This is a genomic window from Methylophilus sp. UBA6697, from assembly GCF_002454655.1.
GTDB lineage: Bacteria > Pseudomonadota > Gammaproteobacteria > Burkholderiales > Methylophilaceae > Methylophilus.
The window spans coordinates 61,918-77,530 of sequence record NZ_DKJH01000023.1 but is presented as its reverse complement, the minus strand read 5'-3'; the positions used below and the strand labels follow the sequence as shown (position 1 = coordinate 77,530).

At 50.0% G+C, this 15,613-nt stretch carries 15 protein-coding genes; 4 read left to right on the top strand and 11 right to left on the bottom strand.

The window, feature by feature from the left end; genetic code table 11:
- Positions 1-22: 22 nt before the first annotated feature.
- Entirely contained in the window at positions 23-1,066 is a 1,044-nt protein-coding gene (locus B3355_RS07125; RefSeq protein WP_047516451.1) for an NAD(P)-dependent alcohol dehydrogenase, read from the bottom strand.
- Between the two features lie 183 nt (positions 1,067-1,249).
- Complete coding sequence (locus B3355_RS07120; protein WP_024930711.1) at positions 1,250-2,248, bottom strand: AraC family transcriptional regulator; 999 nt, start codon at positions 2,246-2,248, stop codon at positions 1,250-1,252.
- A 152-nt stretch (positions 2,249-2,400) separates the two neighbouring features.
- Here B3355_RS07120 and B3355_RS07115 point away from each other — a divergent pair, with 152 nt between their 5' ends.
- The 3 genes from B3355_RS07115 to B3355_RS07105 all read left to right on the top strand — a co-directional run bounded on the left by B3355_RS07115 (position 2,401) and on the right by B3355_RS07105 (position 6,535).
- Complete coding sequence (locus tag B3355_RS07115) at positions 2,401-4,344, top strand: SMP-30/gluconolactonase/LRE family protein (protein WP_292781971.1); 1,944 nt, start codon at positions 2,401-2,403, stop codon at positions 4,342-4,344.
- A 139-nt stretch (positions 4,345-4,483) separates the two neighbouring features.
- Positions 4,484-4,771: a PsiF family protein gene (locus B3355_RS07110; RefSeq protein WP_019883291.1), complete on the top strand. Its 288-nt coding sequence runs from the start codon at positions 4,484-4,486 to the stop codon at positions 4,769-4,771.
- A gap of 183 nt (positions 4,772-4,954) precedes the next feature.
- The gene (locus B3355_RS07105; protein ID WP_292781966.1) at positions 4,955-6,535 is read left to right on the top strand and encodes a putative bifunctional diguanylate cyclase/phosphodiesterase; all 1,581 of its coding nucleotides are present in this window, start codon (positions 4,955-4,957) and stop codon (positions 6,533-6,535) included.
- A 51-nt stretch (positions 6,536-6,586) separates the two neighbouring features.
- On the opposite strand, the gene cyoE is transcribed toward B3355_RS07105, so the two are convergent.
- The 4 genes from cyoE to B3355_RS07085 are packed head-to-tail and all read right to left on the bottom strand — an operon-like array spanning position 6,587 to position 9,836.
- Positions 6,587-7,483: a heme o synthase gene (gene cyoE / locus B3355_RS07100; protein ID WP_024930708.1), complete on the bottom strand. Its 897-nt coding sequence runs from the start codon at positions 7,481-7,483 to the stop codon at positions 6,587-6,589.
- A 16-nt stretch (positions 7,484-7,499) separates the two neighbouring features.
- Positions 7,500-8,483, bottom strand: a complete 984-nt coding sequence (locus tag B3355_RS07095; protein WP_292781962.1) for a COX15/CtaA family protein — start codon at positions 8,481-8,483, stop codon at positions 7,500-7,502.
- Positions 8,484-8,487: 4 nt separating this feature from the next.
- The gene (locus B3355_RS07090) at positions 8,488-9,108 is read right to left on the bottom strand and encodes an SCO family protein (RefSeq protein ID WP_292782089.1); all 621 of its coding nucleotides are present in this window, start codon (positions 9,106-9,108) and stop codon (positions 8,488-8,490) included.
- Positions 9,109-9,110: 2 nt separating this feature from the next.
- The gene (locus tag B3355_RS07085) at positions 9,111-9,836 is read right to left on the bottom strand and encodes an SURF1 family protein (protein WP_292781960.1); all 726 of its coding nucleotides are present in this window, start codon (positions 9,834-9,836) and stop codon (positions 9,111-9,113) included.
- A 49-nt stretch (positions 9,837-9,885) separates the two neighbouring features.
- Between B3355_RS07085 and B3355_RS07080 the strand changes: the two genes are divergently transcribed.
- A complete protein-coding gene (locus B3355_RS07080; RefSeq protein ID WP_024930704.1) occupies positions 9,886-10,086 on the top strand; it encodes a twin transmembrane helix small protein in 201 nt (66 codons plus the stop codon).
- 50 nt (positions 10,087-10,136) lie between these two features.
- Here the strand turns inward: B3355_RS07080 and B3355_RS07075 are convergent, their stop codons facing one another.
- From B3355_RS07075 to B3355_RS07055, 5 genes are all read right to left on the bottom strand, one after another.
- Positions 10,137-11,069 carry a cytochrome c oxidase subunit 3 gene (locus B3355_RS07075; protein WP_047516431.1) on the bottom strand — a complete coding sequence of 311 codons (933 nt, stop codon included), beginning with the start codon at positions 11,067-11,069 and terminating at the stop codon, positions 10,137-10,139.
- A 45-nt stretch (positions 11,070-11,114) separates the two neighbouring features.
- Positions 11,115-11,651, bottom strand: coding sequence for a cytochrome c oxidase assembly protein (locus B3355_RS07070; RefSeq protein ID WP_292781955.1), 537 nt, complete (start codon positions 11,649-11,651; stop codon positions 11,115-11,117).
- Positions 11,652-11,847: 196 nt separating this feature from the next.
- Complete coding sequence (gene ctaD, locus B3355_RS07065) at positions 11,848-13,443, bottom strand: cytochrome c oxidase subunit I (RefSeq protein WP_047516428.1); 1,596 nt, start codon at positions 13,441-13,443, stop codon at positions 11,848-11,850.
- A gap of 26 nt (positions 13,444-13,469) precedes the next feature.
- Positions 13,470-14,636 carry a cytochrome c oxidase subunit II gene (gene coxB / locus B3355_RS07060; protein ID WP_019883304.1) on the bottom strand — a complete coding sequence of 389 codons (1,167 nt, stop codon included), beginning with the start codon at positions 14,634-14,636 and terminating at the stop codon, positions 13,470-13,472.
- Positions 14,637-14,656: 20 nt separating this feature from the next.
- Positions 14,657-15,118 carry a DUF2244 domain-containing protein gene (locus B3355_RS07055; RefSeq protein WP_292781950.1) on the bottom strand — a complete coding sequence of 154 codons (462 nt, stop codon included), beginning with the start codon at positions 15,116-15,118 and terminating at the stop codon, positions 14,657-14,659.
- Positions 15,119-15,613 lie beyond the last annotated feature (495 nt).

The following is a 15,613-nucleotide window of genomic DNA, read 5'->3' as shown; positions in this document are numbered from 1 at the left end:
AGGGCTTTTGGTAAGCGTTTGCTTAAGCTTTCATTGAGTTGATATCAATCACAAAGCGGTATTTCACATCACTCTTGAGCATGCGCTCGTAAGCGTCATTAATGTAGTTGGCATCGATCATCTCTACATCGCTGACGATATTATGCTTGCCACAGAAATCGAGCATTTCCTGGGTCTCGGCGATGCCACCAATCAGTGAACCGGCGACATGGCGACGCTTGGTAATCAGGTTGGCGCCATGCACTTCGACCGGATCCAGTGGGCCGACCAGCACGATGGTTTTATCGCGCTTGAGCAGGCCGATATAAGGATTGAGGTCATGTGCGACTGGCACGGTATCAATAATCAGATCAAAACTGGCCGCATGCTTGGCCATGTCATCCGCATTTTTAGAGATCAGCACTTCATGTGCGCCCAACTTGGTAGCATCCGCTGCTTTACTGGCTGAGGTGGTAATCATGACCACGTGCGCGCCCATGGCGGCGGCCAATTTCACGCCCATATGACCCAGGCCACCAAGGCCGATAATGCCCACTTTCTGGCCGGGCTGTACATCCCAGTGTTTGAGTGGTGAATACAAGGTAATACCGGCACACAACAGCGGTGCAACAGCCTTGGTGTCCAGATTCTCCGGCACGCTGACAACGAAATTTTCATCAACGGTAATACGCTCGGCATAGCCACCAAAGGTCAGGCCACCATGCTTGGTGTCTTTGGCATTGTAGGTAAACACAGAGCCATTGCAATATTGTTCTTCACCAGCGTCACAGTCTTCGCAGTGGCGGCAGGAGTCGACCATACAGCCGACCCCAACCAGTTGCCCCAGCTTGAATTTGGTGACATGACTGCCGATACTTTTCACACGGCCGACAATTTCGTGGCCGGGCACCATGGGATACAAAGAACCACCACCCCATTCATTACGCGCCTGGTGAATATCCGAGTGGCAAATACCACAGTACTCGATATCAATCAGGACGTCGTGTGGCCCCGCTTCGCGGCGATCAATACTCATGGGCGCGACCGGTGAGGTCGCATTTTGTACACCATAGGCGGCAGTTTTCATAGCATCTCCATCATCTATTGTTACGTGTTAACCAATGGCAAAGCATCACCACTGTATCGCTAAACAGTCTAAACAAGGCAGCCCAAAAGTGCTTGCCTGCTCTTATCAAATACTTGCCTAATCCTCTGCGATGTTGGCATATTTGACACAAAAAACCGTGGCTTCATTGTCACAATGACAGTTTTACTGTTGAACAGTCACATATTGGTCGACCATCTGATTGGCCACAAATTCGCCTGGCGATGTGATCAATGCGCTGCGTACGGCACTCACCTCCTCCATCGGGCTTTTGCCAAACATGCGCTTGAACTCGCGGCTGAACTGTGAGGCACTCTCGTAGCCGACTTTAGTCGCAGCCAAGGTTGCATTAATACCGTCCTGCACCATCAGCAAGCGGGCCTTATGCAAGCGTGTTTTTTTCAAATATTGAATCGGCGAGGTAGCCGTCACATCCCTGAATGCGGCATGAAAAGACGGCACGCTCATGGCAGACACCGCCGCCAGCGTATCGACATTGAGCTCATTGGCATATTCGGCATGAATCAACCTAAGCGCCTTGCTGATTTTGCCCATATTGTTGTGTGTGCTATGTGCAGCCAAAATGGCCGACGCTTGCGAAGACTGCAGGATGCGGTAATGAATTTCGCGGATAATCGCCTGTCCGAGTACGGCGGCTTCATTTTTAGATTGCAGGCACTCCAGCAATCGCACCACGGCATTCGACAATTGCTTATCCAGCGCTGTCGAACTGATGCCACTTCTGCCGTTAATATTCATCGGCGTCGCATGCTCCACACTCAACAACAGCTCGGAAACCATAGACAGATTGATGCGGATGGAAATAGCGAGTAATGGCTCCTCGGCGGAGGCGATGGTTTCACTTTCAAACGGCAATGGCACCGACAGGATCAGGAACTGTTGCGGATTATATTGATAGACCTCACCGCCTAGATAGCCCACTTTGCGACCCTGGCAGACAAACACAATACTCGGCTCATAAAATACCGGGCTACGCGGAATGGCCCGGTTCCAGCGCATGAGCTTGACGCCATCCAGCGCGGTGAGGGTAAATCCCTCTGTCGGTGTCAGTGCCGAAAGCAGCGTAATCGTGCGGTCTTTGTCGTGCGCATGCCAGCATTCGTTACCATTCATAATATAAGTGCGATTAAAATAAATAGGCATTCATATTACTCCTAATTAGCAATAACCATCACTACCGACATAGAATTAGGCAATCATTTCATATCTTTTAACTTTTCACGGCAGATACAACTGCTTACACTGGCCCTATTGCAGTTGGATTGATTGCAATACTTTTGGAGAAAGGGATACAAATGAAAAAGAATCCACTGATCACAGGCCTGGTCAGCGCCATGTTCGCCACACTGGCCACCTCTACCTGGGCAGATATTAACGATGTACGCGCAAATTTGAGCAAACTGCATGTGCCGGAAGGCTTTCATGTTGAAGTCTACGCAGAAGTACCCGGTGCGCGCCAAATGGCGCTGGGCACCAACGGCAATGTCTACGTCGGCACACGCGGCAGCAAAGTATACGCCGTGGTCGATAAAAACAAGGACCATAAAGCCGACCAGGTCGTCACTATTCTGGATGACCTGAGTGTAGGCAATGGCGTGGCCATGGTTGATGGTCATTTATATGTCGCCGAGCAACATCGCATCACGCGTTATGCCGCACCCGATTTCGATTTAACGCTGCCATTCAAGGCCATGCGCGAAGTCATTTACGACAAGTTGCCAGACAAGGCACACCACGGCTGGCGCTACCTGGCGGCAGGCCCGGACAACAAGTTATATGTCACCCTGGGTGCACCATGCAACATTTGTGACCCGGTCGGCATTGAAGCCTCGATTATTCGCATGAATCCGGATGGCAGCCAGGTAGAAACCTTTGCCAAAGGCGTGCGTAACTCGGTAGGCATGGACTTTCAGCCAGGCACCAACACCCTGTTTTTCACCGACAACGGTGTCGACCTGTTGGGCGCCGATGTGCCACATGACGAACTGAACGCAGCGCCTAAAGCCGGTTTGCATTTTGGCTTTCCTTACTACGCCGGTGGCGATGCACGCGACCCGAACTGGAAAAACAAAACGCCACCAGCTGACGTGACCAAACCAGTCGCCGAATTCCAGGCACACACCGCCAACCTGGGCTTTAAGTTTTATACCGGCAAACAGTTTCCAGCCGAATATCAGGGCAATGCCGTGATTGCGCAACATGGGTCCTGGAACCGTAAAGTACCGGTCGGCTACCAGTTGGTACGCGTGACATTTGACGCGCAGCACCAGGTCAAGGAAACCAAGCCATTTATCGACGGCTGGCTGAGTGCTGAAGGCGAAGTCTGGGGCCGCCCGAATGATGTGCTGCAATTACCGGATGGCTCTTTACTGGTATCGGATGACTACAATGGCGTGATTTACCGTGTCAGCTATGATGGCAAAACACACAGCGTAGCAGCATCCCCCGCCAGCGAAGCCAACACCTTGAGCGGTTTTGTCATGCCGGAGTCTGTATTTGCCACCCCGGAAGGCGTGACTTACATCTCTGAAATTGGTGAATTTGGCAAATTGGGCGATGGCAAAATCACACGCATTGCCGCTGACGGTACACGTACTATCCTGGCGGATGGCTTAAACGACCCGAAAGGCCTGGATCTGTTTAATGGCCAGTTGTATGTGGCCGACATGGATCGTGTGGTACGCATTGACGCAGCTAGCGGCACCCAAACCGTGATTGCTGCGGCCAGTGCTTTCCCGCAAAAGCCAGTGTTTTTAAATGACATTGAAATCGACGGCCTGGGCAATGTATATGTGTCAGACAGTGGCGATGACCACGGCAACGGTGCAGGCATCTTTAAGATTGCGCCAGATGGCAAACTGACGCAGGTGCTTAAAGCCAAAGCAGGCATCAAGCGCCCGAATGGTTTACTGATGGATGGCCCGGATCGTTTACTGGTGGCTGATTTTGGCACTGGCAAACTATTCAGCGTGCAAATCGGTAGCAAAAAAACCAGCGTCACCTTGTTGAATCAAGGCTTTGGCGGTGCAGATGGCCTGGTCAGAGATGCCAACGGCCTGCTGTATGTGAGCGACTGGGCAGGTGGTAATGTCTGGCAACTGACTGAACCCAAAGCAACGCCACAACGCATTATTCAGGGGTATCAGTCCGCAGCAGATATCAGCCTGTCGGCAGATGGAAAATCACTGGTGATTCCTGACATGAAAGCGGGCACTTTACACACCGTGCCGATTCATTAATTGCTAGTCAAAGCCCGGTGTTTCACCGGGCTTTTTTATTCCCCCAACCGTTAATCTCTATGTCACAATGCCAGGCACAGGCCTGCTATCCAGCGGCCTGAATTCGAAAAATACTTATCTTTTTTGTTTGGAGACTTTCATGAATAAACTGGTGATTGCCTTGTTGTTGTCTTGCGTCTGTATCTCTGCCAATGCGGGCCCGCAGCAGGAAAAAATGAAAACCTGTAATGCCGACGCCAAAACCAAAGCACTTGCAGGCGATGAGCGCAAAGCCTTTATGAAAGAATGTTTATCTGCAGATGGTGCCAGTGCTGGCCTGACTGCACAGCAAAACAAAATGAAAACCTGTAATGCCGATGCAAAAACCAAAGCGCTCGCTGGTGATGAACGTAAAGCGTTTATGAAATCCTGCTTGTCAGCCAAATAATTTCAGCAACACACCCAACCATCGCCTGTTGTCCTGCAACAGGCGATTTTTTATTATTTTTTCAAATCCGTTCTAAAGTTTCTTTATATTCAGCCGTTAATTGAGTTAGCCCTTGTTGTAGCCGCTAAAACTAGTGTGCAAATACAAGGCCTCAATTGTGCTCCAATACTGGGACAGAATGGTATGAATACCACTATTAAAAGACTGGCTGGCAAACTGATCCCCGCCGTTGCTGCGCTGACGCACCAAACAGCTGCGGCCGTGCCAGCCCCTCAGGCAACCACACATACCAGCACCTCGTTTAACCACATGATGGTGACCACCAGTATCACAGCCATCGCGGTCGTCTGCGTATTATTGCTGTATCAATTTTGGCGTTTCTATCAACGTGCGCAGCGCCGGGAAGCCGACATTCGCCAGCAACTCTGGCGACAGGCCAATTACGATTACCTGACGCAACTGCCTAACCGCTACCTGCTGCAAAAATGCCTGGAAGAAGCGATTATTGATTGCCAGCAATCGCAACAACAATTGGGCTTATTACTAATTGATCTGGATGGCTTTAAGGATGTGAATGATATTGCCGGTCATGCGGTGGGGGATCGCTTGCTGCAAAATGCAGCGTTGCGCATACAGTCTTGCGCGCGCAGTGGCAACACCACCGCCAAGCTGGGCGGGGACGAGTTCGTGGTGGTCATCCCCAAGCTGCGGGATATTCAGGTGCTACACGAGATTGCCGCCAAGATTGTAGACACCATACGCTCACCGTTTTACATTGAAGATAACCAATACTTTGTCACCGCCAGCATCGGCATTGCCGTGTTTCCTGATCACAGCAAATCAGGCGAAGAATTAATGATGTTCGCCGATCAGGCACTTTACGCCGCCAAACGTGCCGGCAAAAATCAATATCAGTTCTTTACGCAAACCATGCAGCGGGAAATACGCGACCGTATTTCGCTCACGCATGACTTGCGCTCAGCTGTCGCCAATGGTGAGCTACATTTGGTTTACCAACCCATTTATCGCCTGAGCGACTTATGCCTGATTAAAGCGGAAGCGTTAATCCGCTGGCAACACCCGACACGTGGCGCCATCCCGCCTGATGTATTTATTCCACTGGCAGAAGAATCCGGCGTGATTATCGAAATTGGCAAATGGATTTTTGATGAGGTGCTCCATGACTTATCAGCCATTGACCTGTTACGCCTGCAAGGCACGCAAATCAGCCTCAATATTTCGCCCGTACAATTTGCGCATCCACAACACCTGATGGCCTTTATCAAGCGCCTGCAACGTTCCAACATCCCATGCGAACGCTTTTGTTTCGAGATTACTGAAGGCTTGTTACTGGAACCATCCAAAGTAACGCAAGACACTTTAAAGAACGTCAAGCACGCAGGCATCAAACTCTCGATAGACGACTTTGGCACCGGCTACTCTGCGCTCGGTTACCTCAAAAAATACCAGATCGACTACGTCAAAATTGATAAGTCATTTATTAAGAATCTGGAGGTCGATAATTATGATTTCATTCTGTGCCGATCCATCATTCAGATGGCACATGAACTGAATATCAAACTGATTGCGGAAGGCGTGGAGAATGCCCGCCAGGAGAGCATTCTCAAAGTGATTAACTGCGACTTTATCCAGGGCTTTTTACATGGCAGACCCACCATGTTCAGCTCGCTGCTGGAGCAGGTCTACCAGCAGACTGCGCACCAGCGTGTGCATAGCCTGATGAATAATGACACCAAACATTAGGGCAGAAAAAAGGGTGCGCATATGCGCACCCTGGCTACATTCACGACCAGACTAGACCAGATAGTGATCCAGCAATAATGCCGCAAACATCAGGCTGAGATAAAGAATCGAATATTTAAAGGTTGTTTTAGCCAGTGCATCTGAATAATGACGATACAAGCTCACCACATAATACATAAAAATAAGATTCAACACGGCAGCAGATGCCAGATACAACCAGCCACTCATGCCCAGGCCATAAGGCATCATAGAAACGACGACCAGAATGACGGTATACAGCACGATATGCAGCAAGGTGAACTGCTCGCCGTGTGTGACTGGCAGCATGGGCATACCGACTTTGGCATACTCTTCACGACGGTATAAGGCCAGCGCCCAGAAATGCGGCGGCGTCCAGGCGAAAATAATCAGAAACATCACCAGGGATTCTGGCGACACGGTATTGTTCACCGCAGCCCATCCCAGAATGGGTGGCATGGCGCCAGAAGCCCCACCAATCACAATATTCATCGGCGTCGCAGGCTTGAGGAACACGGTATAAATCACCGCATAGCCGACAAAAGTGCCCAAAGTGAGCCACATAGTCAACGGGTTGACCCAGTAATACAAAATGCTCAAGCCTATGCCGCCGAGCACACTGGCAAACAGCAGTGTTTCCATCTGTGACAGTTGACCGGTTGGCAAAGGCCGTGCACGGGTACGCGCCATCATGGCATCAATTTTATGCTCGATGAGGCAGTTAAACGCCGCCGCCGCCCCTGATGCAAAGGCAATCCCCACCGTGGCGGCCAGCAATACCGAGAGCGGCACCATGCCTGGTGTCGCCATCAGCATACCGATAATGGCAGTAAACACGATCAATGCCGTCACGCGCGGCTTGCATAGCGCATAAAAACTACGCATCCCCATGCTGGCTGAGGCCAACTGTGTCATCCATGCTGCTTGCATACTGTTCCCCTATTTTTTATATGACATTTGATGATGTATTCAACAATCTGGCATTGATAGCTACCAGCCATACGCCCAATAACGCTGCCCCTGCGTTATGCAGCACCGCCAGCACCAACGGCAGTTGCAACAACAGGTTACCAACCCCAATCGCCACCTGGCACAGTACAATCGCCAGCAGCCCCCAGGCCAGGCCACGTGAAACAGGTCGTTGCAGCAACAATCTCACGCTCACCAGCATCCAGCCCAGCACCACGAATGCACCCAAACGATGTATCCATTGAATGGCTGTCAGCGCATTAAGGTGCAACTGTCCGCCATCGCGACTTTCACCCAAAGCACGCGTGAGGTGAAATGCCTCGCCGATATCCATGTCCGGCCACCACAAGCCATGACAGGTAGGAAAATCAGTGCAGGCCAAGGCAGCATAATTACTGCTGGTCCACCCCCCCAACAGCACTTGCGCGATCCAGATCAGCAGCGCAATACGCAACCACCATTGCTGGCTGCCTGGCAATGCAATGTCCTGCTTGCTACCATGACGAAAGGCAATCCAGCTCAGCAGAGCCAGCGTCGTCATGCCGCCAAGCAAATGCAGGGTCACGATCACCGGCTTCAATAACAAGGTCACCGTCCACATCCCCAGCAAAGCCTGCAGCACAATCAGCACCACCAAACCGGCAGATAACTGCCAGGATGTGTTAATGGCATGCCGTTGACGATACGCCAACACGGCCAAAGCCACCACCAGCAAGCCCAAACTCCCTGCCAGGTAGCGATGTGCCATTTCCTTCCAGGCTTTGGCATGCACAACGGGCTTGTCGGGATACGCCTGCTGTGCCGACTGGATTGCAGACTCACTCTGCGGCACCGTCAACGCACCATAACAGCCTGGCCAATCCGGACAGCCCAAACCAGCATCTGAAAGCCGCACATACGACCCCAGCACCACCACACAAAAAGCCACAATAGCAGCCAATACACTTAACGCTTTAAACATGTACTTAGCCTGCCCAGGAAGCCTTTAACAATTTCACCAGATCCTTGCGTATCCACTTGGCCTCCATCTCAGGGCCATATTGCATCATGATATTACCCAGCGGATCGATAAAATAAACGCGTTGTGCATCCAGTGTATTCTGGCCGCCACCACTCAGCATGCTGCCCAACGCAGTCACTTGCTCAGGCGCGCCATTAATAATCAATAAATCAGGATAGCGGGCACGAATGGCGCGGGTGTCAGCCTGCTGTGTAATCAGCACGCGCTGCACGCGTATCATGTCTTTGTATAACGAGACATAAATCTGCCGCATGTCGTACAAACGCTGCATGCAAGGCGCATCACACTCGCGTGCGATCAGGGCGATATTCCATTTATCCTGCCAGAATGCAGGCAATGCCTGCTGCTGGTCGCTCACCCAATGGGTTGTATGGGCCATAGAAACGGGCGGTTGAATTAATTGACCATAGCTCTTGCCAGTAGGACGCCAGTCAAACTTGATCATCGCCACCACCACCAATAGCGGCACGGTAAAAAAGATCGCCAGCAACAAAAAAATCATGCGTCCTTTGCGCTGCTGCACAGGATCCAGCACCACTAAAGGATTCGTTTCTTCATGGGTCATATTCAAGCCCGTTTCTCCAACATTTGAGTCAATCCAATCACCAGGCTAGCCACAGCAAAACCAAACCACTGGTAAGCATAACTCAGGTGCTTTTCCACTTGCCCGGCAGGCACATCCCAATGCCGCACATAACCCTCACCAACCGCTGGGGCGAGTTTGAGGATCACATTCGGGAAAATATAAGGCACATGCTGACGTAAATAAGCAAAGTCGAGCACAGGCTGCACGGGTTGCCAGGCCTGGCCAGGTTTATCCAGCCTGAAACCGACTTTGGTTTGCTGCCAGAACAAGCCCTTAATCACTTGCTCAGCCTGCGTAGTGGAAATTTTTGGCGTTTGTTGATGATCAGCAAACCCGGCGATCCAGCCACGGTTTATCCAGATCACATGTTGTTGGTCATTGAGTAAGAAAGGCGTAATGACATGAAATCCGGCTTGGCCTTGCTCCACCTGATTATCAAGAAAAAAAGCATATTGGGGCAGGTAATGCCCTTTGAATTCAACGGTCTGCAAATGCAAAGTTTCGACTTTAGCCGGGGAGTCCAAGTCTTGCGCTTGCGGCCAAACCGCATCGCCATGATGCGTCAATGCGCGGGTAATTTCCTGCTTTTGTTCTGCCTTGTGCCATTGCCACAAGCCAAGCCGGACACAACCCCAGATTGCGACTACCATGACACACACCACCAGCCAGCGCACACGAACGACATAATTTCCCAAGGGTATTTGCATTTTCCAGCTTACAGCCCATAATGTGATCAACTTAACGCGAGATCACATCATGTTCATTAAAATTGTCACCATTTTGATACTGATTGTCATTGTGGGCAGCCTGTTTTCAGCCTTGCTGTTTTTGCTCAAAGACAAGAGTGGTTCCGATCGCACCGTGAAAGCCCTGACCATGCGTATCGGCTTATCCATTTTCCTGTTTCTGGCTTTGATTCTCGCAGCACATTTCGGCTACATAGGCCATACACTTTAACAATATTACGCTTGCTAAAAAGGGCGCTCAGTGCGCCCTTTCTTCATTCATCAGAGCATATAAACAAAGATATACAGGCCCAACCACACCACATCCACAAAGTGCCAGTACCAGGCCACACCTTCAAAGCCAAAGTGATGCTCAGGCGTAAAGTGACCTTTAATACTACGCAGCCAAATCACGATCAGCATCAGGGTACCAATCGTCACATGAAAGCCGTGAAACCCTGTCAACATGAAAAATGTCGCACCGTAGGCGCCTGATTTAAGCGTTAAACCCATTTCGGTATAAGCATGATGGTATTCAGCCGCCTGACAGCACAGGAAAGTCACACCGAGCGCAATAGTCAAAAACAGACCAATAATCAATTGTTTGCGGTTATTCTTGATCAAGCCCCAATGCGCCCAGGTAATGGTTGCGCCAGAACTCAGCAGCAGCAAGGTGTTAATCAGCGGCAAGCCACTCCATGACATCGGATGGAATGCAGGGTTGGGTTTATAAGCCTCGCCAAGCACCGTACCGCCAGGCCCTTGTGACGGCCAGGCACTCAAAAAGTCTTTATACGGTGTAATATCCGGCGCATAGGAGGCCAGATCAGGCACCGACAGCACCCGCATATAAAACAACGCGCCAAAGAAAGCCGCAAAAAAGGCAACCTCTGAACAGATAAAGACGATCATGCCTATGCGGAAAGATTTATCTTCCCATTTTTTATATTGCCCGGTGATGCTCTCAGTAACCACCGTGCTCAGCCACTTGAACATCATGGTCAGGATAATCGCCAGACCCAGATACATCATGTATTTGCCCGGGGTTGCCAGGTAAGACAGCGCCGGATTCTTGATGGAGCCATCCAGGCGCGTATCAGAACCGGTAACATTAAAAACAAAACCACTGGCCATAGACAGCAACCCGACAGAAATCAGTGCCGGATATATGCTGCCATGCGGGACAAAATAGTGATTTTCTGAATGACTAGCCATGCATTAACTCCCTATCCTTTAACTTATTGCTCATAATTATTGTGTTTACTGACTTGCCGGAAAAAACGAATACGACAAGGTCATTTCTTGTACATCTTTTGGCAAATCGGCACTGACAAAAAACCGCAGTGGCAACGCCTTTACTTCCCCAGGTTTGAGTGTCTGCCTGACAAAACAAAAACACTCAATCTTCTTCAAATGTGCCGATGCTTTGCCTGGCGTCACGCTTGGAATCGCCTGTCCGGCCACTTCCTCACTGGTAATATTCTTTGCTTCAAACATCACCGTGGTCACTTGGCCCGGATGCACAACCACACTGCTTTGCTTGGGGTAGAAATTCCACCCCAGGCCTGGCATCACCGATGACACAAATTGCACCGTGACTTCACGCTTCAAATCAACAACCGCTTTGCTTGCACTCTCAGCCGTACTGTTTGTTTTGCCATTCAAGCCCGTGACCGAACAAATCACGTCATACAACGGTACCAGTGCAAAAGCAAACAACAATGCACCGGCAATAATCCAGACTAATTTCAACGCCAATTTTTTATTGGCTGCTACCTGCGCTTGCTCTAATGCCATAACCGTTGCAAGCGCCGCTTACTTCCAAATCGTAAACATCGAAATGAGGTACCAGATAATGGCCACTGCGGCTAACAGCCACGCAATTTTCCGATTATTTGACTGCTTGGGATCACTCAAAATACATCAACCTTTAAACAAGCCAATCAATCACAGACTGATTGGCTTTTGCTTCAAATTTACTTCAGCTCTGTCCTTACTTAACAACAGGCTGCTCAGTAAAACTGTGGTATGGCGGTGGTGAAGGCAATGTCCACTCCAGCCCTTGTGCACCCTCCCAAACCTGGTCCGTGGCTTTCTTGCCGCCTTTGACACAGCTGAGAATAATGTACACAAACAGCAGTTGTGACAGGCCCAACACAAACGCGCCTACCGTAGAAATCATGTTGAACTCGGCAAACTGCAATGCGTAGTCAGGAATACGACGCGGCATCCCGGCCAGGCCAACAAAGAATTGCGGAATAAAGGTCACGTTGAATGAAATGGCGGTTAACCAGAAGTGTGTTTTACCTAACTTCTCGTTATACATATGGCCGGTCATTTTTGGCAGCCAGTAGTACACACCGGCCATAATGCCCATGATGCCACCAGCGAACAGGGTGTAGTGGAAGTGCGCCACGACGAAGTAGCTGTTGTGGTATTGCGCATCCGCAGCCACGTCAGCCAGTACCAGGCCAGTCAAGCCACCGATACCAAACAGGATAATCCAGCCGACAGTAAACAACATGGGGGTTTCAAAGCTCATGGAGCCTTTCCACATGGTGCGGATCCAGCAGTAGAACAACACGGCCAGCGGCAGAGAAATCGCCATGGTGCTATACATAAAGTACAGCAAAGCTGGCACTGGCATACCTGCAGTAAAGAAGTGGTGCGCCCATACAACGACAGCCAAAGCACCAATAGACCACAATGAATAGACTTGCGCTTTATAGCCATACATTGGTTTGCGGCTGAAGGTTTGCAGAATCTGAGGAATGAAACCCCACACCGGCAACAACAGAATATAGACCTCTGGGTGACCAAAGAACCAGAACAAATGCTGGAACATGATTGGGTCACCGCCACCAGCAGCGTCAAAGAAATGGGTACCAAAGTGACGGTCGGTCAGCAACATGGTTACTGCACCAGCCAACACTGGAATCGTCGCAATCAGCAAGAAGGCTGTAATCAACCAGCCCCAGGCGAACATCGGCATTTTCATTAAAGTCATGCCAGGTGCGCGCATATTGTAAATCGTCACAATAATATTAATAGAACCTAATACTGACGAAATACCCAGCAAGTGCACGGCAAAAATAGCAAAGTCGACGCCAATCCCGCCTTGCACAGACAGCGGCGGATAAAAGGTCCAGCCAGTTGCCAATGCACCATCCCCTACGCCAAACAACGCCAGTGTAAATGGCAGCGTGAGCAAAATGGCTGAAGGTGGCAGAATCCAGAAGCCCCAGTTATTCAAGCGCGGCAAAGCCATATCAGGCGCGCCGATTTGCAAAGGCAGCATCCAGTTGGCGAAACCCGTCGCGGCAGGCATCAATGCCGCAAAAATCATGATCAGCGCATGCACGCCAATCAGCTGGTTAAAAAACTCCGGGTTCATTAATTGCAAACCCGGCTTGAACAGTTCGGCACGAATGCCCAAAATCATCGAACCGCCGACCAGAAACATCACCAGTGAAAAGGTTAAATACATGGTGCCGATATCTTTATGGTTGGTCGTCGTTAACCAGCGCATAATCCCGGTCGGATGGTCGTCGTGATGCTCATCATGATGTGCTACGGTTGTAGTACTCATAGTGCTCTCCTAAAATCGCTCAAATATTATTCGCGTGCAGCTTTAACTTGCGCTGGCTGCACCAGTGCATCCACAGCCGCCGTATTACCCAGCGCATTGCGCTCGTAGGTAATCACCGCGGCAATTTCCGTATCGTTCAATGTGGCTTTCCAGGCAGGCATCACGCCTTTACCATTCAGCACACGGTCCAGATGACTGTCTTTTTGATATTTGCCATCTGCGCCAAAAATCGGGCCGGTGGCGATTTTGCTGCCAGTGAGTGCCGGGAAAGCCGGAGGCAAACCTGCACCCGTCACCTGATGGCACACTGCACAGTTTTTCTCGTAGACCACTTTACCCTGAGCGACCAGTTCGTCTTTGGTCATCTCTTTGACATCATTCGCGGCTTTTTGCTCATCCTGTTTTTTGTTCGCCCATTGCGCGAACTCCTCTTTGGACACTGCATTCACCACCACCGGCATATAGCCATGGCCTTTACCGCACAGCTCTTTACATTGACCACGATACACGCCCGCCTTTTCAACCTGCACCCAGGTTTCACGAATAAAGCCAGGCACAGCCACACGTGAAGAGCCAAACTGCGGCACCCACCAGTTGTGTAACACGTCAGAAGCCGTCATCAGAATGCGTACTTTCTCGCCAACTGGCAGCACCAGCGGGTTATCAACCTCTAACAGGTAATGCTCACCCTTATCGGCTTCGTTATGCATTTGGTCATTGCTGGTGGCCAGGTTGCTGACGAACTTGATGCCTTTGGCATCGCCATCCAGGTATTCATATTGCCAGCGCCACTGTGAACCGGTGATCTTAATCACCATGGTCGACTGGTCACGTGTATCTTCCATCATCACCACGCTGTGGTAAGCCGGAATCCCCATGATGACAAAGTCAATCAGCAGCAAAATCGCAAATGGAATCAGCGTCCAGAAAATTTCAACCGCAGTTGAAGGCGCCTTATCGGCCACGGGCTTGTAGCCCTTGCTGTGACGGTGAGTCACAATGGAATAAATCATGATAGCCAGCACTGCCACAAAGATGACGGCAGTAATCAGCATAAATTTGTTGTGTACGTGTAAGGTATCCAAAGCCATCGGCGTGACCGGCTCTGGAAAATTCCAGGTGAAGTCAGCACGTGCACTTAAAGACAAGAACAATGCAAACGCACCAACCCCGAGTTTCTTCATCCCTTGCATCTAATCGCTCCAAAATCCAGTTATTTAGTTTTCAGAAGTACCCGCTTGAGATGAGACGCCACTTGTTCGCGTTGCGCGTTGTCCATGGTATCTCGACCAAACTCAACCTCTTGATGATGGGACCCAATCCACAGTGACGTTTTACCGTTCTCACCTTCCCTGAGCGTTATCCGGGTCCAATAGGATTGAAAGCGAACGTGTTTTATTTCTCCCAACACACTTTGCTCGATTTCAACCTGATCCTGAACGAAAGTAATTTTTTCGTAATCACTGCTGTGACGCAATACCACCACAAACGCCAGAACCACCAACACTAATTCCAAGCCAGCAAACGGCAACACCATCCAGGCACCTACATGCAAAAAAGCTAAAGCAATCAGCCCCGAAAACACCACCAGACTCAACAACAACTTGCATACACTTTCTGTAGAAGCGGATGCATTCGGCCTTGTGATGCATTGTGTTTCGTAAATAGATAACATGCTTGCCAACCCAAATTTAGCCTGTAGCAACTAAATTACGTTTAGTTACAAATTTGTTACATGTTGTAAATTAGCACAAGACCAACCTAGTGACAAGACAAAAAATCGGGATTACCCCTGTCATCAATGTAAATTTATGGTGAGTTGGGGTTAAAGCGACGCGGTCAAAAAAGCGCACAAAATACTGGGCCAGACTAGTCCAGCGGGCATTCTGAATGGTGCCGGAGCAACAAAGAATCGATGAGGATGAGTAGCGAAAAGATGTTGTTGCGTATCACCCAAGCAGCTACTTTTTTGGGGGATATTTTGCGTGCTACCACCAATCAAGCATGTTTGAATCAAAAAAATATGACGACTGCATGCAAAAGTTTTTTGTGGTAGATTCTTAATCGTATCCCGATGTCATCGCACAATCTTGCCGACACCAGATTAGCGACAGATGAGGCGCAGCAAGCCATTGGGACCGTTTTTTGTGTGAATGAATTAGCAATGCAA

What these genes read in the sequence shown, in the direction of transcription:
- B3355_RS07125 (WP_047516451.1), bottom strand. Translation starts at nt 1,066, where the DNA reads ATGAAAACTGCCGCCTATGGTGTACAAAATGCGACCTCACCGGTCGCG.
- B3355_RS07120 (WP_024930711.1), bottom strand. Translation starts at nt 2,248, where the DNA reads ATGCCTATTTATTTTAATCGCACTTATATTATGAATGGTAACGAATGC.
- B3355_RS07115 (WP_292781971.1), top strand. Translation starts at nt 2,401, where the DNA reads ATGAAAAAGAATCCACTGATCACAGGCCTGGTCAGCGCCATGTTCGCC.
- B3355_RS07110 (WP_019883291.1), top strand. Translation starts at nt 4,484, where the DNA reads ATGAATAAACTGGTGATTGCCTTGTTGTTGTCTTGCGTCTGTATCTCT.
- B3355_RS07105 (WP_292781966.1), top strand. Translation starts at nt 4,955, where the DNA reads ATGAATACCACTATTAAAAGACTGGCTGGCAAACTGATCCCCGCCGTT.
- cyoE (WP_024930708.1), bottom strand. Translation starts at nt 7,483, where the DNA reads ATGCAAGCAGCATGGATGACACAGTTGGCCTCAGCCAGCATGGGGATG.
- B3355_RS07095 (WP_292781962.1), bottom strand. Translation starts at nt 8,483, where the DNA reads ATGTTTAAAGCGTTAAGTGTATTGGCTGCTATTGTGGCTTTTTGTGTG.
- B3355_RS07090 (WP_292782089.1), bottom strand. Translation starts at nt 9,108, where the DNA reads ATGACCCATGAAGAAACGAATCCTTTAGTGGTGCTGGATCCTGTGCAG.
- B3355_RS07085 (WP_292781960.1), bottom strand. Translation starts at nt 9,836, where the DNA reads ATGCAAATACCCTTGGGAAATTATGTCGTTCGTGTGCGCTGGCTGGTG.
- B3355_RS07080 (WP_024930704.1), top strand. Translation starts at nt 9,886, where the DNA reads ATGTTCATTAAAATTGTCACCATTTTGATACTGATTGTCATTGTGGGC.
- B3355_RS07075 (WP_047516431.1), bottom strand. Translation starts at nt 11,069, where the DNA reads ATGGCTAGTCATTCAGAAAATCACTATTTTGTCCCGCATGGCAGCATA.
- B3355_RS07070 (WP_292781955.1), bottom strand. Translation starts at nt 11,651, where the DNA reads ATGGCATTAGAGCAAGCGCAGGTAGCAGCCAATAAAAAATTGGCGTTG.
- ctaD (WP_047516428.1), bottom strand. Translation starts at nt 13,443, where the DNA reads ATGAGTACTACAACCGTAGCACATCATGATGAGCATCACGACGACCAT.
- coxB (WP_019883304.1), bottom strand. Translation starts at nt 14,636, where the DNA reads ATGCAAGGGATGAAGAAACTCGGGGTTGGTGCGTTTGCATTGTTCTTG.
- B3355_RS07055 (WP_292781950.1), bottom strand. Translation starts at nt 15,118, where the DNA reads ATGTTATCTATTTACGAAACACAATGCATCACAAGGCCGAATGCATCC.